Here is a 22587-nt window from a genome sequence, read left to right on the forward strand (position 1 = left end):
GGTGCGAGCTTTTGTGGCGAGGGGATTTATCCCCGCTGGGCTGCGAAGCGGCCCCAAGACAGTTGCCTCAGTCTGTCTGGCACACCGAGGCACATGGTTTTAGGACTGCTGCGCAGCCCAGCGGGGATAAATCCCCTCGCCACAAGGGATATGTGTTGGTATTTAAACCGCCGCGGAGCCCACCCGCCCTTTACGCAACGCCTCGATCACCGCATCCTTCGGCCCGTCCGCCACGATCCGGCCGTTATCCAGCACCACCAGCCGATCCACCAGGCTGAGCATCGAGGTGCGGTGGGTGACCAGCAGCACGGTCTTGCCCTGTACGTGGGTATGAAGTTTCTGCCGCAGGACGTCTTCGCTGCTGTTGTCCATGGCGCTGGTGGGTTCGTCCAGCAGCAGGATCGGCGGGTCGAGCAACAAGGCCCGGGCCAGCAACACGGCCTGGCGCTGGCCGCCGGACAGCAACTGCCCGCGCTCGCCCACCGGACGATCAAAGCCCTGCGGATGTTGGCGCGCCAGTTCGGTGACACCGGTCAGTTCCGCCACTTCCAGCATGCGTGCGTCGCTGATGTAGCGGGCACCGAGGGTGAGGTTGTCGCGCAGGCTGCCGGCGAGCAGCGGCAGGTCATGGGCGACGTAGCCGATCTGTTGGCGCAAGTCGGCGACGTCCAGTTGCCGCAGGTCCAGGCCGTCCAGCAGCAACTGGCCTTCCTCCGGCGCATAGAAACCCATCACCAGCCGCGCCAGGGTGCTTTTGCCCGAGCCGCTGCGGCCGATGATCCCGATCCGTTCACCCGGCTTGAGGCTAAAACTGACGTTCGCCAGTGCCGGGGTGTTCTGGCCGTTGTAGTGGAAGGTCACGCCGCTCACGTCCAGCGCGCCTTGCAATTGCGTGCGATCAAGGGGCCGCTGCTTGGCATCGCGCTCCTGGGGCAAAGCCATCAGGGCATCGGTGCTGCGCATGGTGAGCTGGGCCTGCTGGTAGCGGGTGATCAGCCCGGCGATCTGGCCCAGCGGCGCCAGTACGCGGCTGCCGAGCATGTAGGTCGCCACCAGCGCACCGACGCTGAGGTTGCCGGCGATGATGCTGTAGACCCCCGCGACAATGGTCGTCATGCCGGCCAGTTGTTGGAGGAACAGCGTGCCGTTGGTCGCCAGCGCCGAAAGGTTGCGCGCGTGGCTGTCGAGGCGGGTGAGGGCGCCGTGGGTGCTTTCCCACTGATGCTGGCGCTCGCTTTCGGCGCTGCAGGCCTTGAGGGTTTCCAGGCCGCCGAGGGTTTCGATCAGCAGGGCCTGGCGTTGGGCGCCCAGGGCCAGGCTTTTCTGCACGGTGTCGCGCAGCCGCGCCTGGATGATCATGGCGAAGACAATGGTGATTGGAAACGCCACTACGGGAATCACCACCAGCCATCCACCCAACAGGCCGATCACCACCAGCATCAGCAGGGCGAAGGGCAGGTCGATCAGACTGGTGAGTGTCACCGCCGTGAGAAATTCTCGCAGACCCTGGAAGTCATGGATGCTCTGGGCAAAGCCGCCGATGGTCACGGGCTTGGCTTTCATCGCCATGCCGGTGATGCGTTCGAACAGGGTCGCCGAGAGAATCACGTCGGTCTTCTTGCCGAGCGGTGTCCAGCAGATGGGCCCGCACCACTCGTAGCACCAGTTCGAAACCGGTGCCGATCAGCAGCCCCACGGCCAGCACCCACAGCGTTGATGTGGCCTGGTTTGGCACAACGCGGTCGTAGGTCTGCATGACGAACAGCGGCACCATCAAGCCCAGCAGGTTGATCAGGAAACTCGCCAGGATCGCGTCGCTGTACAACCAGCGCGACAATTTCAAGGTGTCGCGAAACCACGCTTCGACCCGCGGCACCAAGGGCGCGCGCAGGTCTTCGAGTTCGTGACGCGGCCGGGCGAACAAGGCCTGGCCGCTGTAGTCGATGGTCAGCTCTTCACGGCTGACCCATTGTTCGCCGCCATCGGCCTCGCTGGGCAGGATCAGCGCGCGACCGTCCTCGCCCCAGCGCCGCAATATTGCGCAGCGGCCCCCGGCGAGGATCAGCATCACCGGCAGATTCAGCGCCGAGATGTCCGCCAGGTCGCGACGCAACAGCCGCGCCTGCAAACTGGCCCGGGCCGCTGCGCGCGGCAGCAGGTCCAGGCTCAAGCGTTGGTGCGCCATAGGAAGCCCGGCGCTGAGGCTGGCGCGACTGACGGTCGCGCCATGGAGTTTGCAGAGGATCAACAAGCCGTCCAGCAAGGGATCATCGAAGTTCGAGCGCGGGTCGGCGCTCGGGGTGGTGGGTTCCATGCTGGTCAAGTCGGTCGCTCCCACGGGATTACTTCAGTTCCGGCAGCCGTGCCTGGTTCTTGACTTCGGTCTGCGCGACCGCATCGGCCGGCAGCACGATCCGTTGCTTGTGCAGCAGCAGGCCCATGTTCGCCAGCACCCGGTACATCGAAAACTCCTCGGTGTAGCGCACCTCGGTGTAGCGACGGTTGGCGTTGTACAGCTCGTTTTCGCTGTCGAGCAGGTCGAGCAGGGTCCGTTGGCCGAGGCCGAATTGATCCTGGTAGGCGGAGCGCACGCGGGCGGTGGTGTCGGCGTATTCACGGGCCGTCGGGGTCTGTTTGCGCGCATTGAGCATGGCGTTCCAGGCCAGGCGCGTGTCTTCGTTGAGCTGGCGCAGGGCGTTGTTGCGGATGTCCATGGCCTGGTTGATCTGGTGCGCGTTGGACGCCAGCCGCGCCTTGTCGCTGCCACCACGGAACAGGTTGTAGTTCATCACCACGCCCAGCCGCCAATTATTGTCGTGACCTTCTTCACCGCCGATGTTGTTGTTGGCGCCCACTGCCGCCTCGGCGTCGAAGCGCGGGTAGAACGGCGATTTCGCCACTTCATATTGGCTTTCGGCGGACTGGATGTCGGCCTGGGCCGATTTCAGGTAAGGGTTGTTATCCACCATGCTTTGCTGGGCTTCGCGCAGTTCGGCAGGGATCTCGCCTTTGGTGGATGGCGGGGTCTCCAACTCATCGGGCATGCGCCCGACCACGCTATAGAAGTTCGCCTCGGCGTCGGCCAGGTCGACCTGGGCGGTGTCGTAGTTGTTTTCCGCCAGGGCCCGACGGGCATTGGACTGATCGGAGTCGGCGGTGCTACCCACCCCGCGCTCGGTGCGCAGGCCGATCTGGTCGTTGACCCGCAGGTGCGCCTGCAAGTTGTTCTTGGCCAGGGTCAGCAGCTCGCGGCGCTTGAGGACTTCCAGGTAGACCTCGATGGTGCGCAGGGCCAGGTCTTGCGCGGTGCCCTGGGCGTAATAGGCCCGGGAATTGACCACGCCCTGGGTGCGTTCGACTTCATTGGCGGTGTTGAATCCGTCGAAGATCATCTGCCGCAGGCGCAGCTCCGACTGGGTGTAGGTCAGGATGTTCGTGTGATGGTTGCCCAGCGCCCGGGTATTGGTGTTGTCGCTGTAGCCGCGACCATATCCGGCGTTCAGATCCACTGACGGATAAAAGCCCCCTCTTGCCACTTTGACGTCTTCATTGGCCGACAGGCGGCTGTCCACCCGTTGCGCCAATTCGGGGTGCGTCGCGATGGTGCTCTGTATGGCTTCGGTCAACGACATCGCCTGCGCCTGAGAAGAACAGGCCATGGCCAGCAAAACCGCGCTGCAGAGGGGTGTAAGAACGCGCATGGGGTGTATCTCCTGAGGTCTGTTGTGCTTCGTTGTCGCCAGAAAATTGACGTTTAAAAGATCAAAACCGTTTCAACCTTGTAACAACACAGCTAAGAACATCCTGTGGAAAACCTAAGAAGAATTTCTCATAACGCTTATTTCGAAAAAAACTTATGTCGTTAAAAAAAACCGGCACATTGTTCAGAGCAAGAGCCTTTGTATTTACGGGTTCTGACGGTTTTAAGACGTCAATAAAAAGTTCCATTCAAATTTTGAAACGACGTGAAGAACAGCAAAAAAGTTGAAAAACGGGGCGGTTCAGGGTGACGGTTTTTTGTCGTTATGGCGAAGCGCTAGCGTCGCCAGGCCCCGTGAAAGCTGGCAGATTTTCCAGATTCTGACGGTCGACTTGAGCGTGACTTCTTCACCCAGACAGATGCCGACCACGGGTTGGCAACGGAGGGAATGCACATGGCAGCGCTCATCGGTACCGTCAGCAAGGTGGTAGGGCAGGTTTTCGCGGAGGCCGCCGGTGGGGTGCGACGCCCATTGGTCGAAGGTGATCGTTTGTATGCCGGCGAGCACTTGGTCACCGGGGCCGAAGGCGCAGTGGCCGTGCATTTACAGAACGGCCACGAATTGACGTTGGGGCGCGGCAGCGACCTGACCCTGACCCCGCAATTGCTGGCTAACCAGGCGCCGCATGTCGACACGCCTGAAACCGCAGCGCCGAGCGACGCGCAACTGACCGATGTGCAAAAGCTGCAGCAAGCCATCGCCGCTCGGCGCCGACCCGACCCAGGCGGGCGAAGCCACCGCGGCGGGGCCCGGCAACGCAAGCGCGGCGGGAGCCTTGGGTGGCGGTCACAGCTTTGTGTTGCTGGAGGAAGTCGGTGGACAAGTCGACCCGCAGATCGGCTTTCCCACGGCGGGGTTCAATGGGATTCCGGAGTTTCCCCAGCTGGAATTGGCGGCCGATCCGGATAGTAATAACGACGGCATCGTCCCCCCCGTAACGCCCGAGACCCCGGACAACCCTGTCACCCTGGATGGCCTGACCGTGGACGGCGGCGAACTGACCGCCAACGAAGCCAACCTCGCCGACGGTACCGCCAGCAATCCAGGCGCGCTGGTGCAAAGCGGTACGTTCACGGTTTCTGCGCCCGACGGGCTGAGCAGCCTGAGCATCGGTGGTGTCAATGTGATTACCGGCGGCGTGCCCGCAGGTTTCCCACAATCCGTCACCTCGCCCTTGGGCAATACCCTGACCGTCACAGGCTATGACCCGGCCACTGGCGTCGTCAGCTACAGCTACACCTTGAACGACAACGAAACCCATCCGGCGGGTGGCGGTGCCAACAGCATCAGCGAGCAATTCCCTGTGGTGGCCGTCGACACCGATGGCGACACCGCCAACGGAACCTTGGACGTCAACATTACCGACGACGTGCCCCAGGCGATCGACGACAGCCACGCCAGCACCGCATCGGAAACCCTTGTCACGCTCACGGGCAATGTCTTGCCCAACGACCACCAGGGCGCTGACCGAATTCCCACCGGCCCCGACAGCGGGCCGATCATTGGCGGCACCTTCACCGGCACTTATGGGACCCTGGTCCTCAATCCCAACGGCACCTACACCTACACGCTGAACACCAGCGATCCGCAATTCGTCGCGTTGCACGGCGGCGGCAACGGCACCGAAACCTTCACCTACACCCTGACCGACGCCGACGGCGACACCAGCACCGCCAGCCTGGTGCTGCAAGTCCACAACAACGACGATCCAGTGATCATCAGCGGCCTCGACACCGAAGGCGGCGAGCTGATGGTGCAGGAAAAAAACCTCAGCGACGGCAGCAGCCCGGACGCTCCGGCACTGACCCAAAGCGGCACCTTCACCGTGACCGCGCTGGACGGCGTGCAGACCCTCAGCGTCGGCGGCATCACCGTGGTCAGCGGTGGCGTAACCGCCGGCTTCCCGCAATCCATCACCACGGCGCTGGGCAACACTTTGACCGTGACCGGCTTCAACGCCGCCACCGGCGTGGTCAGCTACAGCTACACCTTGCTGGACAACGAAGCCCATCCGAATGCGAACGGCGCCAACAGCCTGGGCGAGCAATTCCCGGTGGTGGTCACCGACGACAACGGCACCACCGCCACCGGTAATCTGGACGTGAACATCGTCGATGATCTGCCCAAGGCCGTAGACGACAGCAACGCCAGCACCGCCTCGGAAAGCAACCTGACCCTGACCGGCAGTGTGCTGACCAACGACACCCAAGGCGCCGATCACGTGGCGTCCGGCCCGATTACCCCCGGCACCTTCACCGGTACCTACGGCACGCTGGTGCTCAACGCCGACGGTTCCTACACCTACACGCTCAATACCTCCGACGCCGATTTCAAAGGCCTGCACGGCGGCGGCAACGGCACCGAAACCTTCGCCTACACCCTGACCGACGCCGACGGCGACACCAGCACCGCCAACCTGGTGCTGCAAGTCCACAACAACGACGATCCAGTGATCATCAGCGGCCTCGACACCGAAGGCGGTGAGCTGACGCTGCAGGAGAAAAACCTCAGCGACGGCAGCAGCCCGGACGCTCCGGCACTGACCCAAAACGGCACCTTCACCGTGACCGCGCTGGACGGCGTGCAGACCCTCAGCGTCGGCGGCATCACCGTCGTCAGCGGTGGCGTAACCGCCGGCTTCCCGCAATCCATCACCACGGCGCTGGGCAACACTTTGACCGTGACCGGCTTCAACGCCGCCACCGGCGTGGTCAGCTACAGCTACACCTTGCTGGACAACGAAGCCCATCCGAATGCGAACGGCGCCAACAGCCTGGGCGAGCAATTCCCGGTGGTGGTCACCGACGACAACGGCACCACCGCCACCGGTAATCTGGACGTGAACATCGTCGATGATCTGCCCAAGGCCGTAGACGACAGCAACGCCAGCACCGCCTCGGAAAGCAACCTGACCCTGACCGGCAGTGTGCTGACCAACGACACCCAAGGCGCCGATCACGTGGCGTCCGGCCCGATCACCCCCGGCACGTTCACCGGTACCTACGGCACGCTGGTGCTCAACGCCGACGGTTCCTACACCTACACGCTGAACACCGCCGACGCCGATTTCAAAAGCCTGCACGGCGGCGGCAATGGCAGCGAAACCTTCGCCTACACCCTGACCGACGCCGACGGCGACACCAGCACCGCCAACTTGGTGCTGCAAGTCCACAACAACGACGATCCAGTGATCATCAGCGGCCTCGACACGGAAGGCGGCGAGCTGACGGTGCAGGAGAAAAACCTCAGCGACGGCAGCAGCCCGGACGCTCCGGCACTGACCCAAAGCGGCACCTTCACCGTGACCGCGCTGGACGGCGTGCAAACCCTCAGCGTCGGCGGCATCACCGTGGTCAGCGGAGGAGCGGTCGCCGGCTTCCCGCAATCGATCACCACCGCGCTGGGCAACACTTTGACCGTGACCGGCTTCAACGCCGCGACGGGCGTGGTCAGCTACAGCTACACCTTGCTCGACAACGAAGCCCATCCGAATGCGAACGGCGCCAACAGCCTGGGCGAGCAATTCCCGGTGGTGGTCACCGATGACAACGGCACCACGGCCACGGGCAATCTGGACGTGAACATCGTTGATGACTTGCCCACGGCCCACGCGGATTCCGCCTCGGTGGACGAGGGTGGCACCGTCAGTGGCAACGTGCTGAACAACGACGAGGGCGGTGCCGACGGGCCCGCCGCGAGCGGTGCGGTGGTCGGCGTTCGCGCTGGCGGCGATACGTCCACGTCGGCCATCGGCGGCCTCGACACGCAGATCAACGGCGCCTACGGTTACCTGACGCTGGACGCCAACGGCAACGCTGTCTATCACAGCAATCCGAACGCCGTCAGCGCACCGGGCGCCACCGACGTGTTCACCTACACCGTGCGCGACGCCGATGGCGATGAAAGCACCACGACCATCACCATCGATGTGCGCGCCAGTTGCTTCGTCGCCGCGCCGGATCATGAAGTCAGCGTGCACGAAAGTGCGCTCGACCTGAACCAGGATGGCCAGGACCTGGCCCCTGGCACGGTTACCGGCAGCGACCCGAGCGCCACCGGCGAAACCGCCACGGGCAGCCTCGTGGATGCAGTCACCGGCGCCATTGGCGCCGTCACCTTCGCCCTCGTCGGCAATGCCACGGGTGCCTACGGCCAACTGCTCCTCAATCCCGACGGCTCCTACACCTACACCTTGACCTCGCCGGCCTCCACTTCGCCCGCCGCCAACGACGGGCCGAACGTGGTGAGCGAAAGCTTTACTTATCAGGCCACGGATTCACTCGGCAATACCGTCACCAGCACCATCGTCATCAACATCGTCGACGACGTGCCCCAGGCTCATTGTGATACCGCTGCGGTGGTGGAAGGTGGGACGGTCAGCGGCAACGTGTTGGACAACGACGTGCTTGGCGCCGACGGTGGCGCAGTGGTAGGTGTGCGGGCCGGCGGCGACACGTCGAACCCGGTCACTGGCGGCTTGAACACACAGATCAATGGCACGTATGGCTACCTGACCCTGGATGCCAATGGCAACGCGGTCTATCACAGCAACCCCGGCTCCGTGGGCGAAGCGGGCGCCACCGATGTGTTCACCTACACCGTGCGCGACGCCGACGGTGATGAAAGCACCACGACCGTCACCATCGATGTGCACAACAGTTGCCTGGTCGCGGAAACCGATCATGACGTCACTGTCTATGAAAAAGCCCTGGACCTGAAACAGGATGGCCAGGACCTGGCCCCCGGTACCGCGACCGGCAGTGAGCCGGGTTCCACCGGCGAAACCGCCAGCGGCACCCTGGTGGGCTCGGTCAGCGGTGCCACCGGCGCCGTGACGTTCACGCTGCTGGGCGACGCCACCGGCGCCCACGGCCAGTTGTTGCTCAACCCCGACGGTTCCTACACCTACACACTGACGTCACCGGCGACAACCTCGCCCCATGCCAACGATGGCCCGAATGTACTGAATGAAAGCTTCACGTATCAGGCCACTGACGCCCTGGGCAACAGCACCACCGGCAACCTGGTGGTCAGCATCGTTGACGACGTGCCCAAGGCTATCGCGTCCGAACGCTCGGTCACTGCAATGGAAGTCGATACGAACCTGCTGATCGTGCTCGACGTCTCCGGCAGCATGAAAGACGATTCAGGCGTGCCGGGTCTCTCGCGCATGGACCTGGCCAAACAGGCGATCAACGCCTTGCTCGACCAATACGACGACATGGGCGACGTGAAAGTCCAGCTCGTGACGTTCAGCGGCAGCGCCACCGACCAAAGCACCGTCTGGGTGGACGTAGCGACTGCCAAGACGCTGATTTCCGCTCTGATCGCCCACGGTGACACCAATTACGATGCGGCCGTGGCGATGGCGCAGACGGCGTTCGCAACCTCCGGCCAACTGACCTACGCACAGAACGTTGGCTATTTCTTCTCGGACGGCAAGCCGACCTTGGGCGAAATCGGCACCGCGGACGAAGCGGCGTGGAAAGCCTTCCTCGACGCCAACGGCATCAAGAACTACGCCATCGGCCTGGGCAGCGGCGTCAGTAACGTCCACCTCGATCCGCTGGCCTATGACGGCAGCACCCACACCAACACCAACGCGGTGGTGGTCACCGACCTGAACCAGCTCAATTCAGTGCTCTCGGGCACTGTCCAGGGCATTCCCGTGACGGGCAACCTGCTGGGCGAGGGCGGTTCGTTCGGCGCCGACGGCGGATTTATCAAAAGCCTGGTGGTGGATGGAACGACCTACAGCTACAACCCGGACGCCAATGGCGGCCAAGGCGCACTGAATGCTAGCGGCGGGGCGAACCACGGCACGTTCAACACCGCGACCAACACCGTGAGCATCGCCACCGACCATGACGGCACCCTGGTGGTCAATCTCGACACCGGTGCGTTCGGCTACACCTCGCAGACCTCCACCAGCACCTTGATCACCGAGCACATCGGCTACACCGTCAGCGACAACGACGGCGACCTGGCCGGTTCAAACCTGGTGATCAACGTCGTGCCCAACAGTGCGCCGGTGGCGATCGCCGACAACGTCATCACCAACGTGTTGTCGGGCAATATCGTGGTGCCTGGGGAGTTGCTGCTGGGCAACGACAGCGACGCCAATGGCGATCCGCTCACGGCTACGCCCACAGGTTTCAATACGGGCTGGGCCGCCAAGGGTGGAGACTTCACCGGCACTACCGGCACCGCCAGCTTTACCGGCAACAATGTCCAATCGATCAACCTCGACCGCAGTGCCTTCGTCGCCAACGCCGCGAGCATGACGGCGATGCTGGTGGTCAGTGGCGCGCTGGGGGCGGTGTCGAACAACAACGCCAACGATGAAGATCGGCTCAACATCAGCCTCAAGCAAGGCGAAACCCTGACGTTGGATCACAACCTCGCCGCCGGTCGCGTCGCCATGGAGTATTCCCTGAACGGCGGGCCTTTCGTCGCCATCAACGACGGCGCCTCGTTCACTGCCGCGGCGGATGGCAACTATCAGATCCACATCACCAACATCCCCAACCCTGGCAACGGTAACGTCAATGGCTCGGAAAATTATCAACTGACCATGACGGTCAACTACGCCTGCGCCCAGGACAACACGACGGATTACCACGGCACCTACACCGCCAGCGACAACCACGGCGGCAGCGACAGCGCCGCGGTCGACATCAGCTATCAAGCGGGCCACACCCTGACAGGGACGGCCGCTGACGATGTGCTGCTGGCCGGCAATGGCGACAACGTGCTCAACGCTGGTGATGGCAATGACATCCTCAGCGTGGGTACGGGCAACAACACGTTGCATGGCGAGGCAGGCAATGACTTGCTCTACAGCGGCAGCGGCAACGACCTTCTCGACGGCGGCACCGGCAGCGACACCGCCAGCTACGCCCATGCCAGCGCAGGCGTGACCGTGAACCTCGGCCTGCTGGCCGCACAAAATACCCTGGGGGCCGGGACGGATACCCTGACCAGCATCGAAAACCTCGTCGGTTCGAACTTCAACGACACCCTGACCGGCAACAGCGCGGGCAATCGCATCGATGGCGGGCTTGGCCATGACGTGCTCAATGGCGGTGGCGGCGATGACACCCTGATCGGCGGCCTCGGAAACAACATCCTCACTGGCGGCAGCGGCGCCGACACCTTCCAATGGCAGGCGGGCAACAGCGGCCACGACGTCATCACCGACTTCACCCCGGGCCTCGACAAGCTCGACCTGTCCCAACTGCTATTGGGTGAAAACGGCAGCGCAGCGTCCCTGGACGATTACCTGCACTTCACTGTCACCGGCACCGGCGCATCGGTCATCACCAGCATCGATGTCAGCGCCACCGCCGACGCCACGCCGAACCAGACCATCGACCTGGCCGGCGTCGATCTTGCCAGCCATTACGGTGTTACGCCGGGATCGGGTGGGATGATTGGCGGGGCGGACACGGCGACGATTATCAACGGGATGTTGAATGATCATTCGTTGAAGGTGGATACGGTGTGAGGTGAGTTGAAATGACAAAACCCGCCATGTCCAATCTGGATAGGGCGGGGTTTGCTTTTGTGGCGAGGGAGCTTGCTCCCGCTCGGCTGCGCAGCAGTCGTAAAACCGACCGCTGCGGTCTGTCTGGAAGAGCACGTCAGGCCCATTGTGGGCGGCTTCGTCACCCAGCGCGAGCAAGCTCCCTCGTCGCAGAAGGGCATGTTGTTCTGGCTAGCGTAATCCAGCGTACGTTTTGCCAGCAGAGCACCTTTTTGGGAAGTGTTTCGGTCAACACCTATTCGATAGCGAGTGCCGGATCGCAGCGGAGAACGGCAAGCTCGAGATTGTCTGAATTTCCTCTTCAAGGAACTTAAGAAAATCGGTTTCAGGATAATCCTCAGACATTTCCATGAGGGTCTGTGCCGTATCCCGATGGGGACGAACGGCCTCGCGTCTCATTTCACGTAACGCTCCGTTTCGAGCATCCAGGTTGAAGATCCGCAAAGTATCGATCGCCCTTTGCCGTGACCTATCATCTAGGTCAGCCCGTGGGACGATAGTGCCGTCGTTGACGAAAATGAAGTAGTCATCCGGATCGTCTACGTCAGGCTTGAGTAAGACACTGTGATCATACGGGCCGCAGCTGTCCTTGAACTTACCGCACGCATCTTCCCGGCAGCATGAGCCAAATAAGTTGCTCCAATCGAAGGTGCCCTGTGGGTATCTGTCTCTTTGTCGAAAGTGCTCAATGTGTGCGTGGCCGGGTTTGCTGATATCGGCCTCACAATAAGCGCAACGAGTATCTTGCATAGCTTGCAGACTTTCCCAGAGCTGATCACGTTCCTCCAAAGTCGGAGATTGTAACGACCACTTGTGCAATCCATGTCTGTAGCGGGTAAGACAGTGTGGCCCTTCACCTCGAACAAGCTTTCGCATGTACCCAGTTTCCTTGTCTTACTGTTTTATCAGCTGCTTGCGTTTGAACGTTTCCAACCGGATCAGTCGATGGCAATCGAGCATATTCGGATGCTGACTACCGAAATGCTCATCCAGATAATTGCGCAGTTCCTGGCCCTGTGTTGTTTCATGAAGGTTCTGCTGAATCAATCCCATGTATTCGCTCATTTTTTGAGCTGGCTCATTGTCGGGCGTCGGATCGATGTCCATGACGTACGCCAACACTTGGGAACTGGCGACCCCCTGAGTTTGTTGATCCACATTGCTCACTGTTACCCGTCGCCCGTTTTCGTCGGTTTCGGTTTGGAGAACACGGATGCAGTGCGCTGGTACGGAGGTGATCACCTGAGGGCTATGGGTAGTCACGATGAACTGGATATGCGGGAAAGCATTGAGGAGATCAGGTACGACGGTTTGCTGCCACGCCGGGTGCAGGTGCATGTCGACTTCATCTATCAAAACCACACCTGTGCTGCTACTAGGAGCCATGATGCCCAGATGCGGGTTGAGTTTTACGCAGCGATAAGCGATGTCCGCAGCCAAGGCGACAATATTGCGGATCCCATCGCTGAGCTGGCTGACCTTCAACACACCATGAAATGGATGTTCCAGCACCAAGTCGGAAAATTCACTGCTATATGCCAGATCTCGCCATCCTGTCCGCGTAGCGAGGACGGCATTTACCGCATTCTGTACAGCCAATACGGGATGTGCGAATTCGTCTTTTACATCAACACTTAATTTTCCACGCTCAATATTGCGAATCTGTTCCTCGCGATAGCTGCGAAAGATTCGTGTGTACCACTTGGCAAAATGTTTATAACTTGAGGCCGGATCGAGGCAATCGCGATACGCGTAGGTTCTGGAAAATTCGGCGTTTTCCGCTTTTTCATAAGCAGCAGTCAGTTTTTTCTGGCTCCAGAGCCGGCCTGTGCCGTAGTACGCCAGCACTGGCAAATCGAAGGGAGGCTCCTGGCCAGACGTTGCCTTGTGAAATATCCGTACTTCAAGCGCCTCGGCGGTTGTTTCCAGCAAGGTTGCCGTTGCGTCCCCGCGGGTTTGCGTACCTTTGCGAATGCTTTCCCGACGCCGTGACCATTTCCAGGGCTGCTCTTGAAAATAAGCGTGGGCAGTTAGCCGCGAGGGGAGAGAAGGCTCCATCTGATGGGCTGCGAGAGGGCGCAAGAAAACGTCTTCTGGGTGGATGCCGGTAGTGTCGTTGGTGGTGCTACCGAGATCAAACCCGCGAACATAGGGCCACAGCGCGACCTTGATAGCATCCAACAGACTCGTCTTGCCTTGACCGTTACGCGCAACGAGCAAGGTCAATTGGGGGTCCAGCTCAAGAGTTAATGTAGGGAAACAACGGTAGTTTTCCAGTTCCAGCCTGATCAGTTTCACAGACTCTCCTCGATGTGGACCGATGCCAGGCTACGGCAGTGGTGATGTTCCAGCGAATGGATGAGACACGAATTCTACTGTGAATGAAAACAGCTGAATACCTGCTCGCGGCCTCTTCACGATTCAAGGCCTGCGCAGTGTTTTCTGTCTGAGGATATAAACCGTCACCAGCACCGCACTGGTGAGCATGAACCCCCGCGCCCACGGCAGTGGCACGAGGTAGCAGGAAAACAGGATGCTGGCCCACATCAAACCGATGGCGTAGACCTTGCCCTTGAGGGGAATGCCGTTGCCGCTGAGGTAGTCTTTGATCCACGGGCCGAGGCGGGGGTGTTCCACCAGCCATTGGTAGAAGCGCGGCGAACTACGGGCGAAGCACGCGGCGGCCAGGAGCAGGAAGGGGGTGGTGGGGAGTACGGGAACGAAAATGCCAATGACCCCCAGCACTACGCTCAGCCAGCCGATGGCCAGCAGAGCGTAACGCAGGATCAGCGGGCGCTTGCCGATTGGCGAGGGCACCCGGTCACTCAGTGGTGGCGAGGCTTGAGGATCGCCGGTTTCTCGTCCGGGGCGTTGCACAGCAGGTACAGGGCGGTCAGCGCTTCGGGGATCTGCACGATCATGTCGTCCATCAGGTTCGCGTCGGCGGCAATGTCGGAGAACTCTGGTTGCTCGTCGAACAGGCCGGAACCGACCATGATTGGCAACAGCATTTCGCTGACTTCTTCTTCCGCGGTTTCGAACCAGGCAGCTTCGCGCAGGAACACGCCTTCCATGAAGCCGATGCACCAGCCGCGCAGTTCCGAATCGTCCGGGTCGTCGCCCAGGTCCAGCTCGCACGGCAATTCGAATTCTTCGTCGGAAGCCAGTTGGCGGGCGATGTGGGCCTTGAGGCCGACCAGCGTGGCTTCGATTTCGGCGCGCTGGGCTTCGTCGCTGTAATGCGGCTCTTCGGCGAACAGGGCGTCGATCCATTCACGGTCCGGCACTGGCTCGGAGCAGATGGACAGGGCGGTCAGATAGCCATGAGCGGCCACGTAATCCAGCGCCTCTTCGTGCAGCTCATCGGCGTCGAGGAAGACTTGCAGGCGGGTCAGTTGCTCAGCGAAGGACATTACGGGCTACCTTGGGGAATAAACAATGCGGGAATTCTAGGCCTTCTTGAGCGGGCAGGCCAGCCGCATGGTGGATTTGCCTGCTCATTGGCCGGACTTGACTCCATGCCAGGGCCATCGGTGGCGAGGGAGCTTGCTCCCGCTGGGCCGGGCTGGCGCTCCAGCGCGCAGCGGCCCGGTTTTGGGGGCGGCTTCGCCACCCAGCGGGAGCAAGCTCCCTCGCCACAGGTTCGGTGGGCTCCCGGCCGTGATCATCACACCTCCCGTCAGCAGCCCCCTTCGCAACGAAACCCTCGGGTATACTGCCGCGTTTTGTGATGCCCTGCGGTCGGTTGGAAACGCGCACTTACGATTTGCCGGTGCAGCGTTTGTGATTCTGAACCAGCCTTGCAGGGATGTTTCGGTGATTTTGGAGTTTCTATGCTCGAACAGGCTCAACGCGTTCTCAAGGACATCTTCGGCTACGACAGTTTCCGTGGCCGCCAGGGTGCCATTATTGAGCGCGTGGCCAGCGGTGGCGATGCCCTGGTGCTCATGCCCACCGGCGGCGGCAAGTCGCTGTGCTTCCAGGTGCCGGCCCTGTTGCGCAACGGCCTGGCGGTGGTGGTTTCGCCGCTGATCGCTTTGATGGACGACCAGGTCGCCACCCTTGAAGAATTGGGTGTCGCCGCTGCGGCGCTGAACTCCACCTTGAGCGCCGAGCAGCAACGGGACTTGGCCGCGAGGATCAAGCGTGGCGAGGTAAAAATGCTCTACCTGGCGCCGGAACGCCTCGTGCAGCCACGCATGCTGGCGTTTTTGCAGAGCCTGGAAATCGCCCTGTTTGCCATCGACGAAGCCCACTGCGTGTCCCAATGGGGCCATGATTTCCGTCGTGAATACCTGCAATTGGGGCAGTTGGCGGAATTGTTCCCCGACGTCCCGCGTATCGCCCTGACCGCCACGGCCGACAAGCGTACCCGCGAGGAAATCGTCGACCGGCTGCATTTGCAGAATGCCGAGCGGTTCCTCTCCAGTTTTGACCGTCCGAACATTTTCTACCGCATCGTGCCCAAGGAGCAGCCGCGCAAGCAGTTGCTGGCGTTCCTTGCCGAGCGACGCAGCGACGCGGGCATTGTCTATTGCCTGTCGCGCAAGAAGGTCGAGGAAGTGGCGGCGTTCCTCAGCGAACAGGGTTTTCCGGCGTTGCCCTATCATGCCGGCCTGCCCAACGATTTGCGGGCCTATCACCAGAAGCGCTTCCTCAACGAGGAAGGCCTGATCATGGTGGCCACCGTGGCGTTCGGCATGGGCATCGACAAGCCCAACGTGCGTTTCGTCGCTCACCTGGACTTGCCCAAGTCGCTGGAAGCCTATTACCAGGAAACCGGGCGTGCCGGTCGTGACGGCTTGCCAGCCGATGCCTGGATGGCCTACGGCCTGCAAGACGTGGTGATGCTCAAGCAGATGTTGCAGAACTCCGAGGGCGATGAGCGGCACAAGCGCCTGGAGCAGCACAAGCTCGACGCCATGCTGTCGCTGTGCGAAGAGACCCGCTGCCGTCGCCAGACCTTGCTGGCCTATTTCGACGAAGACATGCCCCAGCCCTGCGGCCATTGCGACAATTGCGTCGATGGCGTGGAAACCTGGGACGCCACGGAGCCGGCCCGCCAGGCGTTGTCGGCGATTTATCGCACGGGCCAGCGCTACGGCGTCGGGCATCTGGTGGATGTGTTGCTGGGCAAGGACAACGAGAAAGTCCGCAGCTTCGGCCACCAGCACCTGTCTGTGTTTGGCGTGGGCAAGGCCCGCAGCGAGAGCGAATGGCGCTCGTTGTTCCGGCAGTTGGTTGCGCGCGGCCTGGCGGACATCGACCTGGAAGGCTACGGCGGCCTGCGCCTCAGTGCGACGTGCCGGCCCTTGCTCAAGGGCGAAGTCACCCTGGAACTGCGCCGCGACCTCAAGCCGGCGACCGCGGTCAAGAGCAGCAAGAGCCAGGCCAGCCAATTGGTGCGCGGCGAAGAGCGTGACCAGTGGGAAGCGTTGCGCGCCCTGCGCCGCAAGTTGGCCGAGGAACACGGCGTGCCGCCGTACGTCATCTTTCCCGATTCCACTTTGCTGGAAATGCTCCGCAGCCAACCGACCTCCCTGGCGGAAATGGCCCGGGTCAGCGGCGTTGGCGCACGCAAGCTGGAGCGTTACGGCGAGGCCTTCCTCCAAGTGCTGGGCGGCGAAGCCGAGACCCTGCCGGCGGTGGCCGACGTTCGCCATGAACTCATCACCCTGGCGCGGGCCGGCATGACCCCGCTGCAGATTGCCAGTCAATTGCAGTGCTCGGAAAAGAACGTCTACACGATGCTGGCCGAGGCCATTGGTCAACAACAGCTTTCATTGGAGCAAGCGCTGGACCTGCCTGAAGAACTGATGGGCGAGGTCCAGGATGCGTTTCTCGATGGCGAAGGCGAGCTGCCTCCCGTATCGGAAGTCGCCGCGTTGTTCGCAGGGCGGGTTCCGGAAGGGGTCCTGTATTGCGTCAGGGCCGCACTGCAGTCGGAATTCGAAGTCTGATCAAACAGTTACGCTCCTTTAACGATTCACTACAGCGCGAGCCTTGCCTGAATCCAAAGGTCATGCTTAGCTGACTAATAATTAGTTTTTCTCTATTTCAGATTTGATGAGTTTTTTATGCCTTTGACCGATCAACACCGTTTTGGCATGCAACTGGCGCAGATGTCCCGTGGCTGGCGCGCCGAGCTGGACCGTCGCCTCGCCGGGCTGGGCCTGTCCCAGGCGCGTTGGCTGGTGCTGCTGCACCTGGCCCGTTTCGAACAGGCCCCGACCCAACGGGAGCTGGCCCAGAGCGTTGCGGTCGAAGGCCCGACCCTGGCCCGTTTGCTCGACAGCCTGGAAACCCAGGGCCTGGTTCAACGCCAGGCCGTGGCCGAGGACCGCCGCGCCAAGAAGATCGTACTGTGCGCGCCGGCATTGCCGCTGATCGAGCAAATCGAAACCATTGCCACGCAGTTGCGCCGGGAGTTGTTCGAAGGCGTCGACGAAGCGGACATGCGCGTTTGCATGCGGGTCCACGGCACGATCCTGGCCAACCTGGAAAGATCCTGAGGCATATCCCTGGCGCCAGACCTTTGAGATTCGGTGGTTAGCGAACTATAACCAGTACTAGGCGATCGTATTGGAAGCGTTTCGCACAGGTCGTTGATCAAAGGGATACCCATGCTTGAAAGTTTGCAGTCCACGTTGCGCAGTTGGATCAACGTGTCGGTCGTCGTGGGTGCCCTGGGGTTTCCCGCCTTGGCGTCGGCGCTGGGGCTTGGGGAAATCACGCTTCATTCCGCCTTGAACCAACCGTTGCGCGCCGATATCGCCCTGGTTGATGCGGCGGGACTCAGCGAGGGAGATCTTTCCGCCAGCCTGGCGAGTCCGGACGACTTCAGCCGTGCTGGGGTGGAGCGCGTTTTTTTTCTCAACAACCTGCGTTTCACCCCCGTGCTGCGGGGCGGACGCAGTTTCATCCGGGTGACCTCCAGCAAACCGGTGGAGGAACCGTTCCTCAACTTCCTCGTACAGCTCAACCAGCCCAACGGGCGCCTGTTGCGCGAATACACCGTGCTGATCGATCCGCCCGGTACGCCAGGCCTGGTGCCGACCGTCGACGAACCCTCCAGCTCGGCCGAGGCGACACCCGCCATCAAGCCGCCCCCGGCAACACAGGGCAAGCGCTACACCGTCGTGCAGGGCGACAATCCCTGGGTGATCGCCAAGCGTCTGCATGATGCGGGCAGCAATGCGTCGGTCAATGAACTGATGCAGGGTATCCAGGCGCTGAACCCTGGCAGCGAGCGACTTTCCATCGGCCAGCGCTTGTTGCTGCCTGATTCGGCCATCTTGCCAGCGCCTGCCCAAAAATCTGCCGCCCCGGCTCCCGCAGCGATCGACAGCAATACCGAGCAATTGGCCGCCAGCGTGCTGCAAAGCCAGCAGCAACAGCAGACCATCGAACAATTGCAGGCTCGGATCCACGCCCAGGATCAGGAAATCGCCGGGCAACGCCAGCAGATCAGCGAGCTTCAAGCGCAACTGACCCAGGCCTCGCCACCTGCGATGACCTCGGAACTTGCCCCTGAACCTGCCGAATCCACCGAACCCGCATCGGCAGTCGAGGCGGCGCCAGTGGCGGAAACCGAAGGCATCGACTGGCTGTGGGTGGCTGGATTGGCGGGAATGCTTGGGTTGCTGGCGCTTTTGCTGTTCCTGCGTCATCGGCAACAGCAGGAGACGGCGGACCCGGTGCCATTGACCGCCCGTCCCGACCTGGCCCTGGACGACAACACCGACACCTATATGGAGAGCGCGGATGCAGAGCCCCCCGAAGTCGCCGCGTCGTTCAACAACGGTGATGCTCCTCTGGGAGACGTGCTCGAAGGTGTGGGAATCTACCTGACCTATGGCCGTTTCACCGAAGCTGCCGGCCTGCTGCGCGCGGCATTGCTGGCCGAGCCGGAGCGTACCGACCTGGGGCTCAAGTTGTTGGATGTGCTGGGCAAGCAGGGCGATGTCATCGGCTTCCAGGCCCAGGAGAACCACCTCTTGTCCCAAGGCGTCGATCACCAGACGCTGGAAGAAACCCGCAAGCGCTACCCCAAGATCGCCATGGTTAACGCTCCGATGGAGACGCCCCCGGAGCCCCCGGCTCCAATGCTCGCCCCCGAACCTGTTGCCGCGCCCAGTGATGAGTTCGAGTTGAACCTGGATGGGCTCTCCCTGGAGAACAGTTGGGACCTGGCCGATGATCCGTCGGCGGCTCCTGTACCCGGAACGCCGCCGTCTACCCGTGCCGACACGCTGGCGCTATCAGGCTTCGACGAACCGGACCTGCAATGGGGCGCACCGTTGGAAACCGAGTCGCTGGATGATGATTTCCTCGATGGGTTTGCCGACGAAGAGCAGGCGCTGGAACTGGAACCGCTGTCCGTTGAGCCTGAGTTCGAGTCACTGTCCCTGGAACCTGTGCCCTTCGAGCTGCAGGCGTCGGAGCATTCGGAAAAGCTGGAAGAAGCGCAGAATTGCATCGATGAAGGCGACCTGAAGAGCGCCATCACCTTGCTGGAAGAGTTGTTGCAAGAGGGCGATGAACCGCTCAGGGAAACCGCCCGAGTCTTGTTGGCCGGGATTCGTTGAGGCGATTGCGCGGCCGACGGGAATCCAGCGTGGGAGCGAGCTTGCTCGCGATGACTGAGCCGTAGCCAACATCATCGCCGACTGAGTGATCGCCATCGCGAGCAAGCTCGCTCCCACAATTTGAAACGGTTCTAGAACGTCTGCCCCAGGTTCAGATACACCGCCTGCTCATCGTCATCGTTGAAGCCGTAGCTGAAATTCAATGGCCCCAACGGCGTGTCGAAACCCAGGAAGACACTGGCGGCGTTGATGTAGCCACTGTCGAACTCGTTGTCGTTGTTCCACGCCCGGCCGCGCTCCAGCGAGCCGCCGATGTACAAGGGGAAATCCAAGGGCAGGTACGCCCGAGGCGTGAGCCGGCGGTAATACACGGCGCGCATCAGGCTCATGTTCTGGCCGGATATCCCATCCTCGCGAAAGCCCGACAATTGCCGCGCGCCGCCGAGGACGAAACTGGAGGTCACGACTTCGGCCGTGTCCAGCGTTCGACCGTAGCGCCCGCCCAGGATGAAGGTGTCCGGGCCGCTGCTCAGGGCCTTGTCCAGCTTGAATTCCCACTGGCGGTAACGTTGATCGGACCCCAGGCCAGGTTCGTATTGGCGCCATGACAGGCCGATGTCTTCACCTTCATGGGGGAAGTAGACGCTGTCCAGGGAGTCGAACGAATACTTTAGCTCGTAGAAGCCTTCGTTGAAGTTTTCGCTAGGCTGGTCGTGATCGCCAATACGCACGTCCGCCTTGCCCCAGGCCTGGCCAACCCCGAAGCGGATCTCTCCGCTGTTGCCGATCTGGCGACCCAGGTTCAGACCGAAGCCATAGCGCTCGACCCGATATTGGGCCACCGGATCGTTATCCAGAATCGACTCGACGTTGCGCGATTCGAACTGCCCGTAAGGCGCGATGAAGTAGCGTGAGCCGACGTCCAGCGGTTGATAGAACTCGCTGTACAGCTCCTGTTTGTCGCCGATCTGCGCCCGGGTCAGCCATTCGGCGCCCAGGCGATTGATGCCGTTGACCCGGTAACTGGCGCCGAGGTTGAAAGCGCTGTCACCGCGCATGTCGTCCGACAGGCTCAGGCCCACGCGCAAGTAATCAGTGCCGGTGCGTCTGCCCCGGGCATTGATCACCAGCGTGTTGTCCGCGCCTTTGTGCACGACGCGGTATTGCACCTGCTCGAAGTAATCCAGGCCGTACAGCGTGCCCATGTCGGTCTGCAGGCGGCCCAGGTCCAGCGGTTCGCCGATCTGCTGGCGAATGTAATAGCGGATCACGTCGTCGCCGACTTTAGAATCGTTTTCCACCCGGATCGCGGTGATGGTCGGAGTGCGTTCGCTGGGGGTACGCGCCGCCATCAGCACGGCGTCGGTCGGCTCGGCGGGCCGCAAGTGCGCCAGGCGCGCTTCGAGTATCCGTGTGGCGCGGTAACCGGCGTCGACTATTTCCTGCGCCCGACCGAAGTCGGTGGAACCGAAGCTTGCCAGGGCCGGCTGGATCAACACGTCTTCTTTTCCCAACGTGGCCAACTGCTCTTCGGAGTTGCGTCGGGTCATCAGCGTTGTCGACTGGTTCAGCACATCCACCACGGTGACCAATTGCTTGCGGGTGCGCAGCGGTGTGCCGATGTCGACCACGATGGCCACGTCCACGCCCATTTCCCGAGCCACGTCCAATGGGATGTTGTCGGCCATGCCGCCGTCCACCAGCAGGCGACCGTCCAGTTCCACCGGGGCGAATACGGCGGGGATCGACATGCTGGCGCGGATGACCTTGGGAAGATGGCCTTTGCGAAACACGACTTTTTCGCCGGTGGCGATGTCGGTTGCCACCGCGCGGAAGGGGATCGGTAGTTTGTCGAAATCCCGGGTGTCACTGGCGTGGGCCAGCAGGCTTTCCAGGAGCAGGGCAAGATTCTGTCCCTGGATCACCCCCAGCGGCAGGCCGAGGCTGCCGTCGTCGCGAAAGCTCAGTTTCTGCTTGACCAGGAAATCCCGGTCGTCCTGTTTGCGCCGAAAGGGCACGTCCTTGCGCGGCGGGGCATCGGACAGGGCTTGCTGCCAATCGATGCCCAGGGCGAGCTTCTCCAGTTCATCGATCTTGTAGCCCGAGGCATAGAGCCCGCCGATGACTGCGCCCATGCTGGTGCCGGCAATGGCATCGATCTTGATGCCTTGTTCTTCCAGGGCCTTGAGCACGCCGATGTGGGCCAGGCCACGGGCCGCGCCACCGGACAGTACCAAGCCGATCTTTGGGCGCGGTGTCTCAACGGCGGGCTCGTTGGCATGGCCGAGCAAGGGCAATAGTAGAAGAAGCAGGCAAGGCAGCAGGCGGCGCATGGTCGATCTCGGAGCGGGCGATCAAAGGCGAGTAGTATAACGACGCCTTTGGAACCAGGAGTTCAGCCGCAATGAGCGCACACAAACCGGAAATCATCATCACTTACTGCACCCAGTGCCAATGGCTGCTGCGGGCCGCCTGGCTGGCCCAGGAACTGCTCAGCACATTCGGCGACGACCTCGGCAAGGTGTCCCTGGTGCCGGGCACCGGTGGGGTTTTTCATATTGGCTGCGATGGCACGCAGATCTGGGAGCGCAAGGCCGACGGTGGATTCCCCGAGGCCAAGGTGCTCAAGCAGCGGGTCCGCGACCAGATCGACCCGGCGCGCGACCTGGGGCACAACGACAGAATTCAATGA

The 22587-nt window shown here is 61.8% G+C and carries 12 protein-coding genes and 2 pseudogenes; 6 read left to right on the plus strand and 8 right to left on the minus strand.

Features of this window, described 5'->3' with window-relative positions; translation table 11 throughout:
• Positions 1-162: 162 nt before the first annotated feature.
• From AB4N42_RS11145 to AB4N42_RS11155, 3 genes and pseudogenes are all read right to left on the minus strand, one after another.
• Positions 163-2323, minus strand: a pseudogene (locus AB4N42_RS11145) (type I secretion system permease/ATPase).
• A gap of 19 nt (positions 2324-2342) precedes the next feature.
• Entirely contained in the window at positions 2343-3701 is a 1359-nt protein-coding gene (locus AB4N42_RS11150; protein ID WP_198797189.1) for a TolC family outer membrane protein, read from the minus strand.
• A 300-nt stretch (positions 3702-4001) separates the two neighbouring features.
• Positions 4002-4304, minus strand: coding sequence for a hypothetical protein (locus tag AB4N42_RS11155; protein ID WP_460116431.1), 303 nt, complete (start codon positions 4302-4304; stop codon positions 4002-4004).
• On the opposite strand from AB4N42_RS11155, the pseudogene AB4N42_RS11160 reads away from it, so the two are divergent.
• Both AB4N42_RS11160 and AB4N42_RS11165 read left to right on the plus strand, forming a co-directional pair.
• Positions 4221-4406: pseudogene (locus tag AB4N42_RS11160) on the plus strand (hypothetical protein); the annotation flags it as partial. The gene AB4N42_RS11155 and the pseudogene AB4N42_RS11160 overlap by 84 nt on opposite strands.
• 28 nt (positions 4407-4434) lie before the next feature.
• Positions 4435-11268, plus strand: a complete 6834-nt coding sequence (locus AB4N42_RS11165) for an Ig-like domain-containing protein (RefSeq protein WP_460116181.1) — start codon at positions 4435-4437, stop codon at positions 11266-11268.
• A gap of 267 nt (positions 11269-11535) precedes the next feature.
• Here AB4N42_RS11165 and ptuB read toward each other — a convergent pair whose 3' ends face one another.
• The 4 genes from ptuB to AB4N42_RS11185 all read right to left on the minus strand — a co-directional run bounded on the left by ptuB (position 11536) and on the right by AB4N42_RS11185 (position 14720).
• Positions 11536-12183, minus strand: coding sequence for a retron Ec78 anti-phage system effector HNH endonuclease PtuB (gene ptuB / locus AB4N42_RS11170; RefSeq protein WP_460116182.1), 648 nt, complete (start codon positions 12181-12183; stop codon positions 11536-11538).
• A gap of 18 nt (positions 12184-12201) precedes the next feature.
• Positions 12202-13605, minus strand: a complete 1404-nt coding sequence (locus tag AB4N42_RS11175; protein WP_460116183.1) for an AAA family ATPase — start codon at positions 13603-13605, stop codon at positions 12202-12204.
• 123 nt (positions 13606-13728) lie between these two features.
• Positions 13729-14124 (minus strand): YbaN family protein, encoded by a 396-nt coding sequence (locus AB4N42_RS11180; protein ID WP_460116185.1) that lies wholly within the window; start codon positions 14122-14124, stop codon positions 13729-13731.
• 8 nt (positions 14125-14132) lie between these two features.
• The gene (locus AB4N42_RS11185; protein WP_030141133.1) at positions 14133-14720 is read right to left on the minus strand and encodes a UPF0149 family protein; all 588 of its coding nucleotides are present in this window, start codon (positions 14718-14720) and stop codon (positions 14133-14135) included.
• A 420-nt stretch (positions 14721-15140) separates the two neighbouring features.
• Here AB4N42_RS11185 and recQ point away from each other — a divergent pair, with 420 nt between their 5' ends.
• The 3 genes from recQ (at position 15141) to AB4N42_RS11200 (ending at position 19895) form a co-directional block, all read left to right on the plus strand.
• Positions 15141-17267, plus strand: coding sequence for a DNA helicase RecQ (recQ, locus tag AB4N42_RS11190; protein ID WP_460116186.1), 2127 nt, complete (start codon positions 15141-15143; stop codon positions 17265-17267).
• A gap of 117 nt (positions 17268-17384) precedes the next feature.
• Positions 17385-17819, plus strand: coding sequence for a MarR family transcriptional regulator (locus tag AB4N42_RS11195; RefSeq protein ID WP_030141131.1), 435 nt, complete (start codon positions 17385-17387; stop codon positions 17817-17819).
• A gap of 111 nt (positions 17820-17930) precedes the next feature.
• Complete coding sequence (locus AB4N42_RS11200) at positions 17931-19895, plus strand: FimV/HubP family polar landmark protein (RefSeq protein WP_198797701.1); 1965 nt, start codon at positions 17931-17933, stop codon at positions 19893-19895.
• A gap of 131 nt (positions 19896-20026) precedes the next feature.
• On the opposite strand, the gene AB4N42_RS11205 is transcribed toward AB4N42_RS11200, so the two are convergent.
• Positions 20027-22228 (minus strand): patatin-like phospholipase family protein, encoded by a 2202-nt coding sequence (locus AB4N42_RS11205; RefSeq protein ID WP_030141129.1) that lies wholly within the window; start codon positions 22226-22228, stop codon positions 20027-20029.
• 71 nt (positions 22229-22299) lie between these two features.
• Between AB4N42_RS11205 and AB4N42_RS11210 the strand changes: the two genes are divergently transcribed.
• Positions 22300-22587: an Rdx family protein gene (locus AB4N42_RS11210; protein WP_030141128.1), complete on the plus strand. Its 288-nt coding sequence runs from the start codon at positions 22300-22302 to the stop codon at positions 22585-22587.

This window comes from Pseudomonas sp. H2_D02 (assembly GCF_054677635.1).